Consider the following 19505-nt stretch of genomic DNA (forward strand, 5'->3'; position numbering starts at 1 on the left):
TTTTTACCCTAAAGGAGAGGCTATCCGTGCGTGAAAAAATACACCATTTAGATTACAAAATTTTAGTGCCATATTTGTTGCTGATTGTCATTGGGATCATTATGGTTTATTCGGCAAGTTCTGATATTTTGCTGGTAAATGGTTTTAAGCCATCAGTTTATGGTGTCAGACAGGCAGAATATGCGATTGCTGGATTGGCTTTTGCCTTCTTATTTTTTAAATTAAAACTTGAAAATGTCAAGAGTGCTAAGTTTGTTGAGTGGTTTTTAGGCATTAGCACGATAATGCTGCTTTACTTAATTGGATTAAAAGTTATTAAGGGATCAGCAGCTGCTGTCAATGGTGCTGTTGGTTGGATTGATCTGAAGGTTATCAAAATTCAACCGCTGGAAATTGCCAAATTAGCTCTAGTAGTTTACCTTGCGTTTATTTTAGACCGGCATGATGGTGCCTTTCGGCGCGGCCATATTATCGAAAATTTATCGCGGCCGGCAATTTTAGCTGGAATTATGATGTTTTTGGTATTACTTGAGCCGGATTTTGGGGGGACGGCAATTTTAGCAATGATCGTAATTGTGCTGTTTTCCATGTCGGGGATGCCCGCTAAGACGGCACTGATCTGGCTAATTGGCATTGGTGTCAGTGTCTTTTTGCTGGTAACATTAGTTGTCCATTGGAATCCTAAATTTTTGCAAGATAGCTATCAGTATCAACGGTTTATGTCCTTTCTGCACCCGTTTCAGCTGCAGCAAAAGGGTGGCGCCCAACTAGTTAACTCCTATTATGCAATTCATAATGGTGGCTTGTTTGGCGTTGGCCTTGGCAACAGTATGCAAAAACGTGGTTATTTACCGGAACCATATACAGACTTCATTTTGTCGATTGCTGCTGAAGAACTTGGCGTAATTGGTGCAATCGTAATTGTAGGTCTGCTCTTTTACTTAATGTGGAGCATTATGGAAGTAGGCATTCATGCCGATTCGCAATTTAATGCCTTAGTTTGCTTTGGTGTAGCTACAATTATTTTTACGGAAACTTTATTTAATGTTGGTGCGGTATTAGGGCTGCTGCCGATTACTGGGGTGACCTTGCCGTTTATTTCTTATGGTGGGTCGTCAATGATTGTCCTTTCGGCATCAATCGGTTTAGTGCTCAATGTGGCAGCTAACGAACGAATGGAAAAGGAGAGTGAAGAATGAGTGTTAATCAGGACTTACAAGACACCCCGATAACTAAGAGACAGGGCCTAATTGTCTACCTTGATTCAGCCAGTAACCAGTATAAGCTGCGGCATTACGGCGATATTGTCTATTTTTCTAAAAAAATGTGTTACTGCGTTTTATATACCGATCAAAAAGAAATCGATCAGGTAATGCAAAAGCTAACTGCACTTGATTTTGTTAAAAAAGTTGAAAAATCGAGTGAAGAAAATTTGGATTTGTCCAGCAGTCATATTGAACAACAAATTACAGAGATGGCTCAGGCCGCAGAAGATAAACTATTAAAAGAACAGGAAAAACTAGAACATTTATCATGAGAATTATTTCTGGCAAGTATGCCAAGCGCAACTTATTTACGTTAAAAAGTCAAAAGACAAGACCAACTAGTGATAAGGTTAAGGAATCACTATTTAATAGTTTGGGGCAATTTTTTTCAGGTGGACAGGTGCTTGACCTATATGGCGGCAGCGGTGCCTTGGGCATTGAAGCCGTATCGCGCGGCTGCGATCATGCAACAATCATTGATATTAATTATGCAGCGGTAGAAATTATCCGTAAAAATGTCGCTCTCACTCAAGAAGAAGAGCGGTTTTCAATTTATAAGATGCCCAGCAATAATGCACTTAAAAAGTTGGCTCAGGATAAGCAGCAGTTTGATTTGGTATTTTTAGATCCGCCTTATGCTAAACAGCAAATTGTCAAAGATATGCAAAAAATGCTGGCATTAGACTTATTAACGCCAAATGCGATAATTGTCGCTGAAACTGATGATGAAACTAGTTTGGGCGATATTGCCGACTTTACGCTGCTTAAAGAGCATCATTTAGGCAAAACAATCGTTCGCTTCTATCGGAGGGCAGAGTAATGACAGTCGCTTTATTTCCGGGGAGTTTTGACCCGATTACGAACGGCCATGTTGACGTTGCCAGACAGGCTGCAGGGATGTTTGACAAGCTGTATGTGGTCATAATGACTAACACTTCTAAAGAATATTTATTTACCGTTGACGAACGGGTTGCCTTTGCTCAAGATGCGTTAAAAGATTGTCCAAATGTTGAAGTCTTGAAAAGACCAGAAGACTTAACAGTTAATGTTGCGCGTGAGTTACATGCCCAAGCGATTGTTCGCGGTGTTCGCAACAGTTCCGACTTTTTGTACGAGCAAGAAATTGCGGCAATGAATAAAAAAATGGTACCAGAAGTGGCGACAGTTTTGTTATTTACCAAGCCAGAAGATAGTTTTGTTGCCTCGAGCATTATTAAGGAAGTTGCTCATTTTCATGGTGATATTAGTGCTTTTCTGCCTCAAAAGGCAGCTGAGGCCTTGAAACAAAAGTTGGGATAATTTTTATGGCACAAGAGCAGCAAGACAAGCGACAGGGTAAAAAACAGGCACGAAATTGGCTATTATTCATTATTGCCTTGGTTTTAGTAATTGTTGGTTTAAGTTGGCCAACGAATTATTACTTAGAAATGCCGGGACAGGCGATTTCTACCGGTCAATTTGTGAAAAGCAAGAAACCTAAGCCTAATAATCTATATTTGGTGACGGTAAGTGAAACCAGTCGGCCAGCAACAGTTTGGCAATATTTATGGAGCTACACGCAAAAATATACAACGCGAATACCAAGTTCAGAATTATTGGGCGGCGAAACTAACAGTCAGTATGAGGAACTGCAAAACTGGTACATGGAAACCAGCCAGCAAAATGCAATTTACTATGCTGCTAAACAGGCAGGCCTAAAGCCTCGGCTGGACTATAAAGGCGTTTATGTAATGCAAGTGCAGAAGCATTCGAGCTTTAAGAATAAATTGCAAGTCGGCGATACGGTTCTAGGAGCCAATGGTCATCGGTTTAAGTCAACTGAAGAAATGATGCGGTATTTACAGAAGCAGCCGCTTCATGCGCGAGTTAAGATTATGGTATTGCGTGAGGGTAAGCAGCAGTTTTTTACCGGTAAGATTGTGAAAGTTGCGGGAACCGGTAAGCCGGGAATTGGTATTCAGCTGGTTGAGCATGTTCAGGTCACTACGAAACCGCGATTAACTATTAATGCGGGCGAGATTGGCGGGCCATCTGCAGGGTTAATGTTTACTCTAACCAGTTATGAGACGTTTACTGGGCGCCAATTGGCACGGGGTCATAAGATTGCCGGCACGGGGACGATTGCTCCGGATGGCAAAGTTGGCATTATTGGCGGTGTTGACAAAAAAGTTGTTGCCGCGGATAAAGCTGGCGCTGAGGTTTTCTTTGCTCCAACGGATACAACAGGTGTCAAAAAATCGGCAAGTAATTATGCAATTGCCAAGAAGACTGCCCAAGCAATTCATTCAAAGATGAAAATTGTTCCGGTAAGAACATTTAATGATGCTCTCAATTACTTAAAACAGAATTATTAATTAAAAAAGTCCAGAAAAATTTCTGGGCTTTTTTCGTATTTAATAATTGAGGTGAAAAGCGTGAACTGGGAACAAATCAAAGATTTTATTTTAGAACATAAGCAGTATTTTTTAGTTGGCTTAGTTGTTATTGGAATTGTTCTTTGGACTCATCAGGGCAGCAGGCAAAATGACACTGCCACTGAATTTACTGAGGAGCAACATTCAGCGCAAAAAGAGACACCAGCTAAAGAAACGGCTAATGAAGTTAGTAGTAAACAAGATCCAGAGCCAGCAAAAGCTAAAAGCGTCACCTGTGATATTTCGGGAGCGGTTAAGCATCAAGGTGTCTATACCTTGAAGTCTAGTGCAAGACTGCAGGAATTAATTGAAGCGGCTGGCGGCACTACAAATAATGCAGAGTTAAAGCAAGTTAATCGTGCCTTAATTTTACAAGATCAGGATAAGGTCCATATTCCTTATCGGGGCGAAAAAATTAAGGCTAATGAAATTGTAACTTCGGTAAGTGGTAGTTCGGCTGCAACTCCAGTAGATAGCACGAGCAGCACAACTTCTGCAGATGATGCTACTGACCATTCAAAAGTTAATTTGAATACAGCCGATGCTCAAGGATTACAAAAGCTTAATGGGATTGGGGAAAAGAAGGCGGAACAGATTATTGCTTACCGACAAAAAAACGGTAGTTTTAAGAAAATTGAAGATTTGAAGCAAGTTTCAGGAATTGGTGATAAAACTTTTGCGGCGCTTAAAGACCAGTTGGCAGTCTGAACTGCTAGCTCCCGGCTTTTTCTTACTGCTGGCATTACTAGGCGTTGATTTAAGTTTTGGCATTTATCAGAGCCATGGCTATTTACAGCAGTTAGTTTGTATTTTATTGGCAGGTTATTTGACCTGTCTGCTTTTGAAAAAGTTTGGTCGCTTGAAGTGGCTTATTGTTGTCGTTTTGATAATTGGAGCGATTAATGTTGCCTTACATAACCATCAAACTCATTTTACATTGGTGAAAAATGCGGTAATTAAAGTTTATCCCGATCAAATTAAGGTTGATGATGATTGGCTGTCCGGTATTGGCCACGTGAAAACCGGGCAAATTTTAGTTGCGGGAACGGTAACCAAGCAGCAGCTTAGGCAGCTTAATCAAGGACAGCTGGTTTATCTATCTAGCTTAGTAGGTGATGTTAAGCCAATTGAACCAGCGACTAATTATGGTCAATTTGACTTGCGCCAATATTATGCTGGTAAAAATATTGAGCAGCAGGTTAAACTTAAAAGTTGCCAAATGCAGGCTCGAGCTGGCAGTTGGAGCGATTATTTTCATTACTTAAGGTTTAAATTGCAGTCTTATTTTCAAAAAATGCCCCGAATTTTAGGATTTTTTAGCAGCGAATTAATATTGGGAGAAAATCCCAACCAGGATAATCAGCAAATTTTAGATAATTACCGTGATCTGGGAGTAATCCATATTTTAAGCATTTCGGGTCTGCATGTTGGGATTTATGCGCTGGTAATTAGTACACTTTGTTATTATCTAAAATTTACCGAAGAAGAGACCTTTGGCTGCTGTCTGATTATCTTAGTGGCTGGGGTGTTTTTGAGTAATGGTCAAGCAGGTTTTGTACGTGCTAGTCTAACTTATCTTTTAGGAAAAATATTTAGTTTCAAAGGTTGGCAAATAAAGCATTTTGATTTGTTAGGCTTAACTTGTCTGGTGCATTTATTGCTCAATCCACGCTTAATGATGGGCACTAGCGCCATTTTGACTTATACGCTGACTTTCGGGTTAGAGATGACTGATAAAATGCCGAACTTGAAGCAGTCAGCAATGCTTAATTTATTATTAACTCCATTATTGCTGGTTTATTTTTTTCAGTTCAACCTATTAACAGTTCTTTTTAACTTGTTAGTTGTACCATATTTTAACTGGGTAGTAATGCCGCTGACATTTATTAACCTAGTGGTATTTAGCTGGAATCCACATCTGTCTATAATATTTGAGTATCTTTTGAATTACGGTGAACAGATCATTGGTAAATTATCGGCAACTAAAATTGGCTTATTAACTTTTGGCAAGATTAATTGGTGGCAGTGTCTCTTTTTGTTAATTTTAACAGCAGCTTTATTAATTAATATTAATGAAAAAGGACAAATAGTTAAATTGAGTCGTAATTTAGCAGTCGGACTTGGCGTAACTTATCTATTGTTGCTGCTTGCAATTCATTTTCCACTTACTGGACAAGTAACTTTTATTGATGTTGGGCAGGGGGATAGTATTTTAATTACAACACCACTTTGGCGGCGCGTATATATGATTGATGTGGGTGGCAAATTAAATTTTGGCGGCAAAAAATCAACACCGCAAGTTAATAAAATAACCATTCCACTTCTTAAAGCTGAGGGCATTAGTCAAATTGATAGGCTCTTTGTTTCACACCAGGATGCCGACCATGTTGGTGATTTAGGACCACTCTTAGAACAAGTAAAAGTCAAAAAGTTGTATATGGCGCAAGGGCTGATTAATAATCCGTCTTTTCAAAAAAGAATTAATGGCCGAATTACTCGCGGGCAGATTGTTCAATTATTGGCGGGGATGACTGTCAAGGGACCAGTGACTTTTCATGTTGTGTACCCATTTAAACCGGGATTAGGAACCAATGATGATTCGCTATCCTTAACCTTTACATTGGCACATAAAAGTTGGCTTTTTACTGGCGACTTGGGTCAGGCTGGCGAGCAAGAAATTATGTCTAGGTATGGCCTTCATGCTGATTATTTTAAATTAGGGCATCATGGCAGTAGGACAGCATCTAACCCGGAATTTTTACAGAAATTACACCCAGCAATGGTCTTTATTTCTGCTGGTCGAAATAATCGTTTTGGCCATCCGCATTCAGAGACCTTGGCAACACTGCAAGCGCAACATATACCGTGGGCTTCAACCCAAGACTGTGGTATGATTACATGGACTTATGGCATAACTAAGCCTAAACTAACACGTTTTATCACGGTGAATAACAAATGACATTACTTTCTTTATTTAAAAATTCCAACAGCAATAATCTGCAAACCTTAATCCTGGGTGAAGATAGCTTCTTAAATGATTATCTGGCCCGTTCTTATACGCATGAAGAACGTTTTAATAACTTTGAACGGGTTAATGTTGATTGTGAAGGTGAAGGCCTTGATGAATTAATTGCAGACTTAACTGAATCAAGTTTATTTAGCCAGCAAAAAATCATTACAGTCAAAAACCCGTTTTTCTTAACGGCAAAAGCACCTAAAAAAGTGCAGAAGCAGATGGATCAATTGCAGGAAATCTTTGCAAATTTACAACAGTTAGATGACATTGTTGTGCTGGTAGCTTCTTATGACAAGGTTGACCGGCGTAAAAAGTTAACTAAAACAGTCATGCAGCAGTTCAACGTTGTTGAAACCAAGGTCAAAACATACGAGGTCGCTGCGGTAACTAAAAATTTGATTGCCGCAGAAGGTTACCAGATTTCACGTACCGGCTTGCAATTATTACTGCAGCGCAGCGATCAGGTTTTGGATACGATTTTAGGTAATTACAATAAGCTGAAAATGGTTGCGGTTGATGGGAAAATTACTGAACAGGCAATTGCGCAGAATGTTGACTTATCGCTTGCACAAAATGTTTTTGCTATTTTGGAGTCTGCATTAAAGCATAACTACCAAGAAGCGATTAGCCGGCTTGATAACCAATTGCGTGAAGGAAGTAATCCAATTCAATTATTAGCCGTTTTTGAAAATCAGTTAGAATTAATTTTAGCTGCAAAAATTTTACAAAAGCGGGGAAGAAGTGAGGCTCAGATTGTGAAGGCACTTAGCGTTCATCCTTACCGTGTAAAATTAGCTCTAGGTAATCGTTTGGCACCTGAAGATCTAATGCGTTTATTGGAAGAGGCAATTAAGCTAGACTTTAATTATAAAAATGGCCAGTATCATGAAGATAACTTTCTGAAATTATTTATTTTGAATGTATAAAAAAAGACAAGAACCAAAATGGTTCTTGTCTTTTTAATTGTTAGTCAATAAAAATTAGGCTAACTATTTAGCCAATTTAGCCAAACGACTCTTGTCACGGCTAGCCTTGTTCTTATGAATAAGACCCTTTGAAGCAGCCTTGTCCAAAGCACGAGCAGCAGCAATGTGTAATTCGGAGGCGTCTTCAGCACCGGCTGCTTGAGCAGTCTTGAACTTCTTAACAGCAGTTCTTAACTGGTTCATTTGAGCGGCGTTACGCTTTCTAGCAGCATCTTGAGTTTTAACACGCTTAATAGCTGATTTGATTTGTGGCATGAGATTCACCTCCATTGATCGTAATTTTACTTAATTGATTATACTGGAGAATAATCGCAGATGCAAGATAATTTATACTTGCTTTTTAAAAAAATAATCTGTATTATACTATTGTTGTGAACCGTTAACGCTGTTTGCACGCTCACACCTGACGGTTAACGTTGTTAACGGCAATTATTTTAGTGAAAGGTGAAAAATATTATGGCAATTTCAAAAGCTGAAAAAGACGAAATCATTAAGAAGTACGCAACTCACGAAGGCGATACAGGCTCAACTGAGGTTCAAGTTGCAATCTTGACTACAGATATCAACAACTTGACTGAACACATGAAGAGTCACTCACACGATCACCATTCTTACGTTGGTTTACTTAAGAAGATTGGTCACCGTCGTAACTTACTTCGTTACTTACAAGATAACGACATCAATCGTTACCGTGAATTAATCAAGAAGTTAGGTTTACGTCGTTAATTGCAAATATGATAAAAAAGTCAGCTCGTTTCGAACTGGCTTTTTTATTTTTGTCATCATTACTTTTTATGCTAAAATTAACAAAGATACTTTTTACGTTGTGATCGCTATGATCCATAAAATAACAACTGAATAGAAATAGAAAAGGAAGTATAATGGCTGATCAAGTTAAAATAATGATTTTGAGCGGCGTCCGTGAACAAGGAAAAGACATGTTCGCTGTTCAAGTCAACGATGAAATTTTTGTCCTTGATGCAGGATTGAAGTATCCTGATAGTTCTTTGTTTGGAATCGATTTGGTTATTCCAGATCTTGATTTCTTTGAGCAGTATGGCGATCAGGTTGTCGGCATCTTTTTGACGCACGGACACGCTGATTCTATTGGTGCCTTACCGTATATTCTGCGAGACTATGATATTCCAGTCTTTGGTTCACAATTAACGATTGAACTTGCTAAGATCAAGGTTAAGCGGGTTAATAAGCGTTGTAAGAATAGCTTGTTCCACACAATTGATGCGGAAACTGAAATTGATTTTAAGAATGCGAATATTTCGTTTTTCCATACAACACACTCAATTCCAGATTCATTAGGAATTGATGTTCATACACCAGCCGGTGAAGTTGTTTATACGGGAGACTTTAAGTTTGACCCGTCAGCAGCGCCAAATTATCGCACGGATATGGATCGACTCGCTGAAATTTCGCAAAAAGGGGTATTAGCGCTTTTAAGTGATTCATCGAATGCGGAAGCTTCATTGCCAAATGTTTCTGAACAAAGCATTGGTGACTACGTTACCAATGTCTTTCGCAATACTGAGGGGCGCATTATTGTTGCTGCCAAGGCATCTAATATTATTAGAATGCAGGAAGTATTTAATGCTGCTCAAAGAACTGGCAGACGTGTGTTATTAACTGGCCGTGATGTAGCTAAGATTGCTCGAACAGCAATGGAATTAGGCTATTTAAAGGCGCCTAAGGGCTTATTGATGCGGGTCAAAGACCTAAAGACAACTCCTGATAATAAGACGGTAATTTTAGAAACCGGTCAAATGGGGGAGCCGCTTAATTCTTTACAAAAAATGGCGCAAAATCGTCACAGCATGATTACAATTCATCAGGGTGATTTGGTCTTTATTTCGACAACACCGTCTCACGCGGTTGAAACAACACTCGCTCAGACAAGCGATATGGTTTACCGTGCTGGGGGAACTGTAATTCAATTAGGCCATGCTAAGCACACTAGTGGTCATGCGACTGGGCGCGACTTGCAGTTATTAATTGACACCTTAAAGCCGAAATTCTTAATTCCAGTAATTGGTGAATACCGCTTGCTTGAAATTCACAAGGATTTAGCAATAAGAACTGGCTTGAAAAAAGAAAATATTTTTATTACCAAAAATGGTGATTGCTTGAGCTACGACTTTAAGCAAAAGAAATTGTACTTAACTGACCCAGTACCTGGCGAGGATACAATGATTGACGGTTCAGGTATCGGGGACGTGGGCAATATTGTTTTGCGCGACCGGGAAGTATTGTCTGATGATGGTATCTTTATTGCTGTTGTTACAATTGACCGCCGCAAGAAGAAGATTATTGCCGAGCCCCAGGTTACCAGTCGCGGCTTTGTCTATATCAAGGCTAACCGCAAGCTAATGCATGACAGCATTGAATTAATCAAGGAAACCATCAACAATAATTTCGCTCATAAAAAATTTGATTGGACCGAGATCAAGCAAGATGTCCGTAATGACCTTGAGAAGTTTCTGTACAAGCAGACTAATCGTCGGCCTGTTGTCCTGCCAGTTGTGATGGAAGTTAATCAAAATCGCCATCGAGCAATGCAAAAGCGCAATAATAAGCAGGATGCCGAACAACCAGCACCAGCTAATAAAAAGTCAAACCAAAAAGCTGAGCAAAAGGACTAAAGATGACCTCATTGAGTCAACAGAATTTAATTAATTTAGCCCAAAAAAGCGCTGCAGCTGGTGACTTTGAGCAAGCAATTCAATACTTGGAAGAAGCATTGCGCAACGGCCGAACAACTGAACTAGTAACAAATCTTTGCGATTTATATTTAAAAGCTGGGCAGGAATATGCTGCCTTTGCGTTAATTAAAGAAGAACCTGATCTTTTTTCTGACCAAGCCATTTTTGCGGAGTACAGTAAAGTTTTACAGGCAAATCATTTTTTAATTGAAGCACTCGAAGTCCAAAATTTAAGTAAAAATAGGGTAAAGATTGCTGTTACGCCAATTGCTATAGCTCAGCAGCAAGAGGTAATGCAAAATTTTAAGCAGAAAAATCAGGTTACCCAGTTTGATTATGAGCAGTTATTCAAATTGGATTTACCTAATTTTGTTAATTTTGCTCAAAGTCTTTTGCTTGATCCGAGCTTAAACTTTGCCGTGCGAATTGCTTTGTGCGAAGATTTAGTTCGTCTTGGCGTCAAGGATAAAATTCGCGTCTTGGTCTTAGGCCAGACTGAAGAATTTATTCCCCAAGAGACTGAATTACTAGAAAAGGGTACAGTTTACCACGAAATTATTTCGGCAATTGGCTCGCGATATTATCATCGCCCCAATCAATTACCAACGGTTTTGGGTGAAGTAAACTTGATTTTAGGAAGTCTTTATCCTAAACTAGCTAAGTACGTTGATGAGCCAGACAGCTTTGCCAGTGATCTTGCATCGTATATTGAACATCACGATGGTCGAGGTCACCACAAGCTGTTTGAGCAAATTTATGCTAATTTGCCTAAATAATTTTGAATAAAAAGACTTTACTTTTCGAAAGTATTTAGTATAATAGCAAAGGACGTTTTCATTAGGCATGGCTCTATGCATTAAAATACTAGGCATTTGCCAATGAAAGTAGTACAATATTCAACAGAGAATTATCCGTTACTTACTCAACGGACTTCTTGCAAAATTACAGGAGGGTCATTTTAATGGCAGAAAAAGAACATTACGTTAGAACGAAGCCACACGTAAACATTGGTACTATCGGTCACGTTGACCATGGTAAGACCACTTTAACTGCGGCTATTACTAAAGTTTTATCAGAAAAAGGCTTAGCAAAGGCTGAAGATTATTCAGAAATCGATGCTGCGCCAGAAGAAAAGGAACGTGGTATTACTATCAATACCGCCCACGTAGAGTACGAAACTGAAAATCGTCACTACGCTCACATGGACGCTCCAGGTCACGCCGACTACATCAAGAACATGATTACCGGTGCTGCTCAAATGGATGGTGCTATCTTAGTTGTTGCCGCAACTGATGGTCCTATGCCACAAACTCGTGAACACATTTTGCTTGCTCGTCAAGTTGGTGTTAACTACATCGTTGTCTTCTTAAACAAGACTGACTTAGTTGACGACCCAGAATTGATCGACTTAGTTGAAATGGAAGTTCGTGACTTGTTAACTGAATACGATTACCCTGGTGACGATATTCCAGTTATCCGTGGTTCAGCTTTGAAAGCTTTACAAGGTGACAAGGAACAACAAGACGTTATCATGAAGTTAATGGACACTGTTGACGAATACATTCCAACTCCAGAACGTCAAACTGACAAGCCATTCTTAATGCCAGTTGAAGATGTCTTCACTATTACTGGTCGTGGTACTGTTGCTTCAGGTCGTATCGACCGTGGTACTATCAAGACCGGTGACGAAGTTGAAATCGTTGGTTTGGTACCAGAAGTTCTTAAGTCAGTTGTTACTGGTTTGGAAATGTTCCACAAGACTTTAGACTTGGGTGAAGCCGGAGATAACGTTGGTGTATTGCTTCGTGGTATTGACCGTGATCAAGTTGTTCGTGGACAAGTTTTGGCTGCACCTGGCTCAATTCAAACCCATAAAGAATTTAAGGGTCAAGTTTATGTTTTGAAGAAGGAAGAAGGAGGACGTCATACTCCATTCTTCTCAGACTACCGTCCACAATTCTACTTCCACACCACTGATATCACTGGTGAAATCGAATTGCCAGAAGGTACTGAAATGGTTATGCCTGGTGATAACACAGAATTTACTGTTACTTTGATTAAACCAGCTGCCATTGAAAAGGGTACTAAGTTCACTATCCGTGAAGGTGGTCGTACTGTTGGTGCTGGTCAGGTTACTGAAATTCTTGACTAGTTTCTAAAGAGACAGTTAAAAAAGATGTACTTCTTCATAGAAGTACATTTTTTTTGTCTAAATTTGTTTTTTGCGCGCGTTTAATGTAAGATAATTTAGTACGCAACAAAGCGATCGAACTCGACATTGGAGGTATTTAATTAATGTCTGTAAAATGGAATAAGACCGGTAAGACTACCGGAGAACTTACTTTTGATATTTCTCAAGCTGAGGTTAAGCGTGGCTTGGATCAAGCTTTTAAAAGAGTAAAGAATAGTTTACGTGTTCCTGGCTTTAGAAAAGGTCATGTTTCTCGTGTTATTTTTGACCAATACTATGGTGAAGAAGCATTATATGAGAATGCTTTGAACCTTGTTTTGCCAGAAGCATATTCAGCTGCTGTAGAAGAAGCTGGTATTGCTGCTGTAGGTCAACCAGAAATCCAACCTTTAGCAATGGATGCTGACAAGGATTGGACAATGAAGGCTATTGTTTCAGTTGAACCTGAAGTTGAATTAGGCGACTACAAGGGTATTGAAGTACCTAAGCAAAACACACGTGTTTATGCTAAGGATATTGATGCTGAACTTGAAAAAGACCGTGAAAAGAACGCTGAACTTGTTCTTAAGAAGGGTGCTTCTGAAAAGGGCGACACTGTAACAATTGACTACAAGGGTACAATTGACGGTACTGCTTTTGATGGTGGTTCTGCTGACGATTACTCACTTGAACTTGGTTCTAACACATTTATCCCTGGCTTTGAAGACCAACTTATTGGTCACGAAGCTGGTGACGATGTTGACGTAGTAGTTACCTTCCCAGAAAACTACGGTGCTAAAGATTTAGCTGGTAAAGAAGCTCACTTTGCAACTAAGATTCATGAAATCAAGTCAAAGCAAATGCCTAAATTAGACGATGAATTTGCTAAAGATGTTGATGATTCAGTTGAAACTCTTGATGAATTAAAAGATAAGATCAAGAAGAACCTGAAGGAACAAAAAGAAAATACTGCTAAAGATGCTATTGAACAAGCAGCTATTGAAGGTGCTGTAGCTAACGCTACAATTGACGAAATTCCTGATGCAATGATTCAAGAAGACGTTAATACTCAAATGAACCAATACTTGGGCAACATGCAACGTCAAGGTATTAGTCCAGAAACTTACTACAAGTTAACTAATACAACTGAAGATCAATTGCGTGCTCAATTCAGCAAGGACGCTGCAGAAAGAGTTAAGACTAACTTAGTTCTTGAAGCAATTGTTAAGGCTGAAGATCTTAAAGCTTCAAAAGAAGAAATTGACAAGGAAGTCAAGGATCTTGCTAGTGAATACAATATGGATGAGAAGACTGTCCGTGGTACTTTGACAGATGAAATGCTTGCTCATGACATTAATGTTCGCAAAGCCATCGATCTTGTAGCTGACAACGCTAAACAAGTTGCTAAGTCTAAGATTAAAGAAGACGACAAGTCTGACAAAAAATAGAATTTAATTTCTAACAAAAAAGGTGGTTTGTGATAAACCACCTTTTTTATGTTCTACAAGCAAATAGTTCTGGTACTTTTTAAAATTTATGATACCCTTATTCTTGTAGATTACAGGAGGAATAGTATGGCAACACAGTTTACTGATCAGGAAGAAATTAAATGCTCTTTTTGTGGTAAAACACAAGATCAAGTTAAAAAGATGATTGCTGGCAACGGCGTATATATCTGTAATGAGTGTGTTGATTTATCTAAGAAGATTATTGACGAAGAGTTAAAGTCGGACTCACTAAAAAAAGCCCATGACCTGCCAAAACCAATGGAAATCAAGAAACAACTTGACCAATACGTGATTGGGCAGGAGCGGGCTAAAAAAGTTCTGTCAGTGTCTGTTTACAACCATTACAAGCGAATTAGTCAAATGGATGTTGATTCATCCACGGAACTACAAAAATCAAATATTGCCTTAATTGGGCCAACTGGCTCTGGTAAAACCTATTTGGCCCAGACCTTGGCCAGAATTTTGGATGTGCCCTTTGCAATTGCTGACGCAACTACCTTAACTGAGGCAGGTTACGTTGGTGAAGATGTCGAGAATATTTTACTTAAATTATTGCAAAACGCTGATTACGATATTGATCGGGCAGAACGCGGCATTATTTATATTGATGAAATTGATAAAATTTCTAAAAAAGAAGAAAATGTTTCAATTACGCGCGATGTTTCCGGTGAAGGCGTACAGCAATCATTACTGAAAATCTTGGAGGGAACCATTGCTTCGGTTCCGCCACAAGGTGGTCGTAAGCATCCACAACAAGAGATGATCCAGATGGACACCACTAACATTCTATTTATTGTTGGTGGTGCCTTTGACGGCATCGAACAAATTGTTAAGAACCGTTTAGGCAAGAAGATTATCGGCTTTAGTGCTGAAAATGAACTTAATCAGGCACAAGATGACGCTTGGACGCAGCATTTGACAACTGCTGACCTGGTTAAATTCGGCTTGATTCCAGAATTTATTGGTCGAATTCCGATTATTGCAACTTTAGACAAGCTTAATAATTCTGACTTAGTCCGGATTTTGACAGAACCAAAAAATGCGTTGGTTAAGCAATATACCAAGTTATTAGCACTTGACCAGGTAAAATTGAAGTTCACCGACGGTGCATTAGAAGCAATTGCTGACATGGCAATTGAACGCAACATGGGTGCCCGGGGGTTACGGACAATTATTGAAAATGCAATGATGGGCATCATGTATAAAACACCAAGTGAACCAGATATTGAAGAAGTAGAAGTTACTAAGGACGTCATTACACATAATGCCGAACCTAAGGTAACTCGCCACGCAGATGACGATGAAATGAAGGTAACCGCAAATGATCATTAGAAGTAGTGATTATGCGATTAGTGCTGTTCGTGAAGATCAGTATCCCAAAGATAATCTGCCTGAAATTGCGCTTGCGGGCCGATCTAACGTTGGTAAATCAAGCCTCATCAATTCGCTGTTAAACCGAAAAAATCTTGCTAGAACTTCATCACAACCGGGTAAAACGCAAACGTTGAACTTTTATATTGTCAATGAGGAATTTTATCTAGTTGACGTTCCCGGTTATGGCTATGCGAAAGTTTCAAAATCGCAACGAGCTAAATTCGGTGAAATGATTCAGGATTATCTCGAAACACGAGAGAATTTAAGGGGCTTAGTCATTTTAGTTGATTCGCGTCATGAACCAACTAAGGATGATATTGCCATGTATAATTATGCGCAATACTTGAATTTGCCGATTTTATTAGTTTGTACAAAAATTGACAAGGTCAAAAAAAATCAAGTTAACAAGGTACTTGCTAACTTAAAAAAGACATTGGATTTGTCCTATGACAATGTTACTGTTCTGACATACAGCTCAGTTAAAAAACTACATGTTAAAGAATTAAGTGACTGGATTGAACAGCATTTACAGTAAATAAAAATGACTCTAATTAGAGTCATTTTTATTTATCTTCAGTTTTCTTTTTAGTGTCTTTAGCTAATTTTTTCTTTTTATCTTCCGGTACAGTTGCAAACTTGTCGAATAATCTTTCTAATTCATCTTGTTTTTTAAAAGTTAAGCCCATAAGTATCTTCCTTTCATTATGCTCATTATAATAAAATTTGATGAAGAGGGCTAGTATTAAATTACATCAGCTTTAAATAATTTTAATTATGTAAAACTAATGGAGAGGATAGAATAAAACCGATTTCAGTTGAGTTATGTTAAAATTAATAATACATTTTGGGGGAGTGATTTTTTGGCGACAGAATTAATTGAAAATAAATTGAAATTATTACCCGCGCAGCCGGGCTGTTACTTAATGAAAGACATCAACGGAACAGTTATTTATGTCGGTAAGTCAAAAAATTTAAAAAATCGGGTACGTTCATATTTTAAAAGCAAACAAGTTGGCCGGCGTGCTGAATTAGTACGGGAAATCCGTGATTATGACATTATTACGGTGTCGACTGATAAAGAAGCATTCTTACTTGAAATTACTTTAATCAAAAAATATCAGCCTTATTATAATGTGCAATTAAAGCAAGGCACAGGTTATCCCTATATTGAAATTACCAATGAGCGTGATCCGCAGACAAAGTTAACGAGTATTGTTAGACGCGATGGGGGTTATTATTTTGGCCCGTATCCTAATGTTTATGCTGCTCAGGCAACTTTGAAATTTATTCAAAAAGTTTTCCCGCTTAGGCACTGTCATGGTAAAGAGGGGCGGCCGTGTCTGTACTACCACATGGGGCAATGCTTGGGTGCCTGCTTTAAGACTGTGCCCAAGGCAACCTATGATGCCCAAATTAAGAAAATCAAAAGTTTTCTTAATGGTGACATTGCCGCGGTTAAGCAGGACTTGAACCAAAAGATGCTGGAAGCATCGCAGAATCTTGAGTTTGAACGGGCGGCAGATATTCGCGATCAGTTGAAATATATTGAAGAAACCGTTGAAAAGCAAAAAATTATCTCAAATGATAATAAGCAGCGTGATATTTTTAATTTTTATGTTGATAAATCCTGGATTTCGATTCAGATTTTCTTCTTGCGACAGGCGAAATTATTACGCCGCGAAACGCGAATGTACCCGTTAACAGATACCAGTGATCCAGAGGATACTTTTGCATCGTTTATCGTGCAGTTTTATGGCCAAAAGAACCGAATTTTACCAAAAGAAGTACTAGTACCCAAAGGACTAGATAATGAAGCACTGGCCGAAGTGTTGACCGTACCGGTTAGAACACCGCAGCGTGGACAAAAGCGGGCGCTTTTAGATATGGCTAAGGATAATGCCAAATTAAAGCTCGACGATAAATTTAGGCTGTTAGAATTAGGTAATCGTAAGACTAAGGGGGCACAAAAAGAAATTTTTGCGTCACTAGGCTTACCCTATGGCCACGTTATTGAAAGTTTTGACCACTCACACATTCAGGGAGCTGATCCGGTCTCGGCGTTAGTCGTATTTAAGGATGGTGAGCCTGACAAAAACGCCTATCGAAAATATAAACTCAAGGGTGAAGTCGAACACCAAAATGGTGGCGATGAAGTCAGAAATACGCGTGAGGTTGTTAGACGCCGCTATGGAAGATTATTGCGTGAGCACCAGAAGATGCCAGACCTAATCCTGATGGATGGGGGACAAATTCAAGTTGAAGCCTGTGAAGACGTTCTGCGTAATGAGTTAAACCTTAACATTCCGGTTGCGGGGATGGTTAAGGATGATAAGCACCGCACCAATCACTTGCTTTTTGGCGATCCCATCAATGGCGTGCCCCTGAAGCTGATCCCGCTTGATCCAAAGTCGCAGGGCTTTTACCTAATGACTAGAATTCAGGATGAAGTCCACCGGTTTGCGATTACTTTTCACCGTAAAACGCATGCTAAAAATGCTTTGTCGAGTAAATTAGATTCAATCAAAGGAATTGGCCCCAAGAGTAGAAATAAGTTGCTGCGGCAGTTCGGTTCTCTTAAAAAGATTAAGGAAGCATCAATTGATGAATTACGAGCTGTTGGCCTGACCTTGCCGCAAGCGCAAACAGTTAAGTTAACCCTGTAATTGTAAAGTTAACGGGTGATAACAGTGGTTTTTATGTTATAGTAATGTATTAGAGTTTAGAAGACGGAAGGAGAATTGACATGCCTACATTTGTCGATCAAACTAAGATTGAAGTCCAAGCCGGTAAAGGCGGCGATGGCATGGTTGCTTTCCGCCATGAAAAGTACGTTCCAAATGGCGGTCCAGCCGGTGGTGACGGCGGTCGTGGCGGCAGTATTATTTTTGTTGCGGATAGCGGATTAAGAACGTTGATGGATTTTCGTTATCGGCGGAAATTTAAGGCAGAGTCCGGTGAAAATGGACGCATTAAGTCCCAATATGGGCACGGTGCAAAGGACCTATACTTAAAGGTACCGATTGGTACAACAGTCTATGACTTTGACACCAATGAAGAAATCGGTGATTTAACCGAAAATAAGCAGGAATTAGTTGTTGCGCGCGGCGGTCGCGGCGGTCGCGGTAATATTCACTTTGCCACAAGTGTCAATACAGCACCGGAAATTGCTGAAAACGGCGAACCAGGAGAAGATCGTGTCTTGCGGCTAGAATTAAAGGTGTTAGCCGATGTTGGTCTGGTTGGCTTTCCATCTGTTGGTAAGTCGACCTTGCTATCGGTTGTCACTAAGGCAAAGCCAAAGATTGCAGCTTATTCCTTCACTACATTAACACCTAATTTGGGCATGGTTATCTTGCCTGATGGCCGTGACTTTTCAATGGCTGACTTACCCGGCTTAATTGAGGGTGCTAGTCAAGGTGTTGGTTTGGGAATTCAATTTTTGCGGCACATTGAGCGAACTAAGGTAATTTTGCACCTCGTCTCAATGGATCCAGCTAATGGCCGTAATGCAATGGCTGATTACAAGGCGATTCGTAAAGAATTGTTAACCTATGATGATAGTCTTGAAAATAAGCGGGAGTTAATTGTTGCTTCGCAGATGGACATTCCTGGTTCAGATGAAAAGCTTGCTGAATTTAAGCAAAACTTGCAAGAGGCAGGAATTAAAGAACCTGTTTATGCAATTTCAAGTGTAGCTCATCAAGGAGTTGACGTCTTGATGCAAGATACCGCCACAATGGTTGCCGAAGTTGAAAAGCAGCAGGCTGAAAAAGCTCCTAAGCAGGTTGAGGAAACCAAGGAATACAAGTTTACTGCTCCTAAGAAGAATGAATTTACAATTGAAAAACTTGAAGATCATGTCTTTGAAATTAAAGGTGAAAGTTTGCTTCGGTTGGTTGAACGTACCAATATTGACCACCATGATGGGATTATGCGGTTAGCTCGTAAGCTGAAGAATTTAGGGGTTGATGACGCTTTACGTGAAAACGGAGCTGTAGACGGCGATGACGTAATAATTGGTACATTCAATTTTGAATTTGTCCAATAGAATCATTAAATAG

19 protein-coding genes are annotated in these 19505 nt (G+C 39.4%); 17 read left to right on the plus strand and 2 right to left on the minus strand.

Annotated features, from left to right (window positions below; translation table 11 throughout):
- Positions 1-26 precede the first annotated feature (26 nt).
- Genes OZX58_RS03765 through holA form a run of 8 tightly spaced genes read left to right on the plus strand, consistent with a single transcriptional unit; the run spans position 27 to position 7621 of the window.
- On the plus strand, positions 27-1199 hold the full coding sequence (locus tag OZX58_RS03765) for an FtsW/RodA/SpoVE family cell cycle protein (RefSeq protein WP_277141592.1): 1173 nt from the start codon (positions 27-29) through the stop codon (positions 1197-1199).
- Positions 1196-1537 (plus strand): YlbG family protein, encoded by a 342-nt coding sequence (locus OZX58_RS03770; RefSeq protein WP_277129717.1) that lies wholly within the window; start codon positions 1196-1198, stop codon positions 1535-1537. Before OZX58_RS03765 ends, OZX58_RS03770 begins: the two co-directional genes overlap by 4 nt.
- Complete coding sequence (rsmD, locus tag OZX58_RS03775; protein WP_277141593.1) at positions 1534-2085, plus strand: 16S rRNA (guanine(966)-N(2))-methyltransferase RsmD; 552 nt, start codon at positions 1534-1536, stop codon at positions 2083-2085. The genes OZX58_RS03770 and rsmD overlap by 4 nt, the downstream gene beginning before the upstream one ends.
- Positions 2085-2564 carry a pantetheine-phosphate adenylyltransferase gene (gene coaD, locus OZX58_RS03780; RefSeq protein WP_277141596.1) on the plus strand — a complete coding sequence of 160 codons (480 nt, stop codon included), beginning with the start codon at positions 2085-2087 and terminating at the stop codon, positions 2562-2564. Before rsmD ends, coaD begins: the two co-directional genes overlap by 1 nt.
- 5 nt (positions 2565-2569) lie before the next feature.
- On the plus strand, positions 2570-3619 hold the full coding sequence (locus OZX58_RS03785; protein WP_277141598.1) for a SepM family pheromone-processing serine protease: 1050 nt from the start codon (positions 2570-2572) through the stop codon (positions 3617-3619).
- A 60-nt stretch (positions 3620-3679) separates the two neighbouring features.
- Positions 3680-4387, plus strand: a complete 708-nt coding sequence (locus OZX58_RS03790) for a helix-hairpin-helix domain-containing protein (protein WP_277141600.1) — start codon at positions 3680-3682, stop codon at positions 4385-4387.
- Positions 4356-6638: a DNA internalization-related competence protein ComEC/Rec2 gene (locus OZX58_RS03795; protein WP_277141735.1), complete on the plus strand. Its 2283-nt coding sequence runs from the start codon at positions 4356-4358 to the stop codon at positions 6636-6638. Before OZX58_RS03790 ends, OZX58_RS03795 begins: the two co-directional genes overlap by 32 nt.
- On the plus strand, positions 6635-7621 hold the full coding sequence (gene holA / locus OZX58_RS03800) for a DNA polymerase III subunit delta (RefSeq protein ID WP_277141602.1): 987 nt from the start codon (positions 6635-6637) through the stop codon (positions 7619-7621). The genes OZX58_RS03795 and holA overlap by 4 nt, the downstream gene beginning before the upstream one ends.
- Positions 7622-7684: 63 nt before the next feature.
- Here holA and rpsT read toward each other — a convergent pair whose 3' ends face one another.
- Positions 7685-7936, minus strand: a complete 252-nt coding sequence (gene rpsT, locus OZX58_RS03805; protein ID WP_277129711.1) for a 30S ribosomal protein S20 — start codon at positions 7934-7936, stop codon at positions 7685-7687.
- Between the two features lie 201 nt (positions 7937-8137).
- Between rpsT and rpsO the strand changes: the two genes are divergently transcribed.
- From rpsO to yihA, 7 genes are all read left to right on the plus strand, one after another.
- Positions 8138-8407: a 30S ribosomal protein S15 gene (rpsO, locus tag OZX58_RS03810; protein WP_277129710.1), complete on the plus strand. Its 270-nt coding sequence runs from the start codon at positions 8138-8140 to the stop codon at positions 8405-8407.
- 155 nt (positions 8408-8562) lie between these two features.
- The gene (locus OZX58_RS03815; RefSeq protein ID WP_277129708.1) at positions 8563-10332 is read left to right on the plus strand and encodes a ribonuclease J; all 1770 of its coding nucleotides are present in this window, start codon (positions 8563-8565) and stop codon (positions 10330-10332) included.
- Between the two features lie 2 nt (positions 10333-10334).
- On the plus strand, positions 10335-11168 hold the full coding sequence (locus OZX58_RS03820) for a tetratricopeptide repeat protein (protein ID WP_277141604.1): 834 nt from the start codon (positions 10335-10337) through the stop codon (positions 11166-11168).
- Between the two features lie 185 nt (positions 11169-11353).
- Positions 11354-12544, plus strand: coding sequence for an elongation factor Tu (gene tuf / locus OZX58_RS03825; protein WP_277129706.1), 1191 nt, complete (start codon positions 11354-11356; stop codon positions 12542-12544).
- Positions 12545-12687: 143 nt separating this feature from the next.
- Entirely contained in the window at positions 12688-14010 is a 1323-nt protein-coding gene (gene tig, locus OZX58_RS03830) for a trigger factor (protein WP_277129705.1), read from the plus strand.
- A 126-nt stretch (positions 14011-14136) separates the two neighbouring features.
- The gene (gene clpX, locus OZX58_RS03835) at positions 14137-15402 is read left to right on the plus strand and encodes an ATP-dependent Clp protease ATP-binding subunit ClpX (protein WP_277141606.1); all 1266 of its coding nucleotides are present in this window, start codon (positions 14137-14139) and stop codon (positions 15400-15402) included.
- Complete coding sequence (gene yihA, locus OZX58_RS03840) at positions 15392-15979, plus strand: ribosome biogenesis GTP-binding protein YihA/YsxC (protein WP_277129703.1); 588 nt, start codon at positions 15392-15394, stop codon at positions 15977-15979. The genes clpX and yihA overlap by 11 nt, the downstream gene beginning before the upstream one ends.
- Positions 15980-16007: 28 nt before the next feature.
- Here yihA and OZX58_RS03845 read toward each other — a convergent pair whose 3' ends face one another.
- Positions 16008-16130, minus strand: a complete 123-nt coding sequence (locus tag OZX58_RS03845; protein ID WP_277129702.1) for an SPJ_0845 family protein — start codon at positions 16128-16130, stop codon at positions 16008-16010.
- Positions 16131-16304: 174 nt separating this feature from the next.
- Between OZX58_RS03845 and uvrC the strand changes: the two genes are divergently transcribed.
- Together uvrC and obgE are read left to right on the plus strand one after the other, a co-directional pair.
- The gene (uvrC, locus tag OZX58_RS03850; protein WP_277129701.1) at positions 16305-18107 is read left to right on the plus strand and encodes an excinuclease ABC subunit UvrC; all 1803 of its coding nucleotides are present in this window, start codon (positions 16305-16307) and stop codon (positions 18105-18107) included.
- Positions 18108-18187: 80 nt separating this feature from the next.
- Positions 18188-19492 carry a GTPase ObgE gene (gene obgE, locus OZX58_RS03855; RefSeq protein WP_277141608.1) on the plus strand — a complete coding sequence of 435 codons (1305 nt, stop codon included), beginning with the start codon at positions 18188-18190 and terminating at the stop codon, positions 19490-19492.
- Positions 19493-19505: the final 13 nt, after the last annotated feature.

This window comes from Lactobacillus sp. ESL0680, assembly GCF_029392855.1.
Taxonomy (GTDB): domain Bacteria; phylum Bacillota; class Bacilli; order Lactobacillales; family Lactobacillaceae; genus Lactobacillus.

Excerpts from the sequence above, each read along its gene's own strand:
- OZX58_RS03770 (WP_277129717.1), top strand. The coding sequence starts at position 1,196 with ATGAGTGTTAATCAGGACTTACAAGACACCCCGATAACTAAGAGACAG.
- rsmD (WP_277141593.1), top strand. The coding sequence starts at position 1,534 with ATGAGAATTATTTCTGGCAAGTATGCCAAGCGCAACTTATTTACGTTA.
- coaD (WP_277141596.1), top strand. The coding sequence starts at position 2,085 with ATGACAGTCGCTTTATTTCCGGGGAGTTTTGACCCGATTACGAACGGC.
- OZX58_RS03785 (WP_277141598.1), top strand. The coding sequence starts at position 2,570 with ATGGCACAAGAGCAGCAAGACAAGCGACAGGGTAAAAAACAGGCACGA.
- holA (WP_277141602.1), top strand. The coding sequence starts at position 6,635 with ATGACATTACTTTCTTTATTTAAAAATTCCAACAGCAATAATCTGCAA.
- rpsT (WP_277129711.1), bottom strand. The coding sequence starts at position 7,936 with ATGCCACAAATCAAATCAGCTATTAAGCGTGTTAAAACTCAAGATGCT.
- rpsO (WP_277129710.1), top strand. The coding sequence starts at position 8,138 with ATGGCAATTTCAAAAGCTGAAAAAGACGAAATCATTAAGAAGTACGCA.
- OZX58_RS03815 (WP_277129708.1), top strand. The coding sequence starts at position 8,563 with ATGGCTGATCAAGTTAAAATAATGATTTTGAGCGGCGTCCGTGAACAA.
- OZX58_RS03820 (WP_277141604.1), top strand. The coding sequence starts at position 10,335 with ATGACCTCATTGAGTCAACAGAATTTAATTAATTTAGCCCAAAAAAGC.
- tuf (WP_277129706.1), top strand. The coding sequence starts at position 11,354 with ATGGCAGAAAAAGAACATTACGTTAGAACGAAGCCACACGTAAACATT.
- tig (WP_277129705.1), top strand. The coding sequence starts at position 12,688 with ATGTCTGTAAAATGGAATAAGACCGGTAAGACTACCGGAGAACTTACT.
- clpX (WP_277141606.1), top strand. The coding sequence starts at position 14,137 with ATGGCAACACAGTTTACTGATCAGGAAGAAATTAAATGCTCTTTTTGT.
- yihA (WP_277129703.1), top strand. The coding sequence starts at position 15,392 with ATGATCATTAGAAGTAGTGATTATGCGATTAGTGCTGTTCGTGAAGAT.
- OZX58_RS03845 (WP_277129702.1), bottom strand. The coding sequence starts at position 16,130 with ATGGGCTTAACTTTTAAAAAACAAGATGAATTAGAAAGATTATTCGAC.
- obgE (WP_277141608.1), top strand. The coding sequence starts at position 18,188 with ATGCCTACATTTGTCGATCAAACTAAGATTGAAGTCCAAGCCGGTAAA.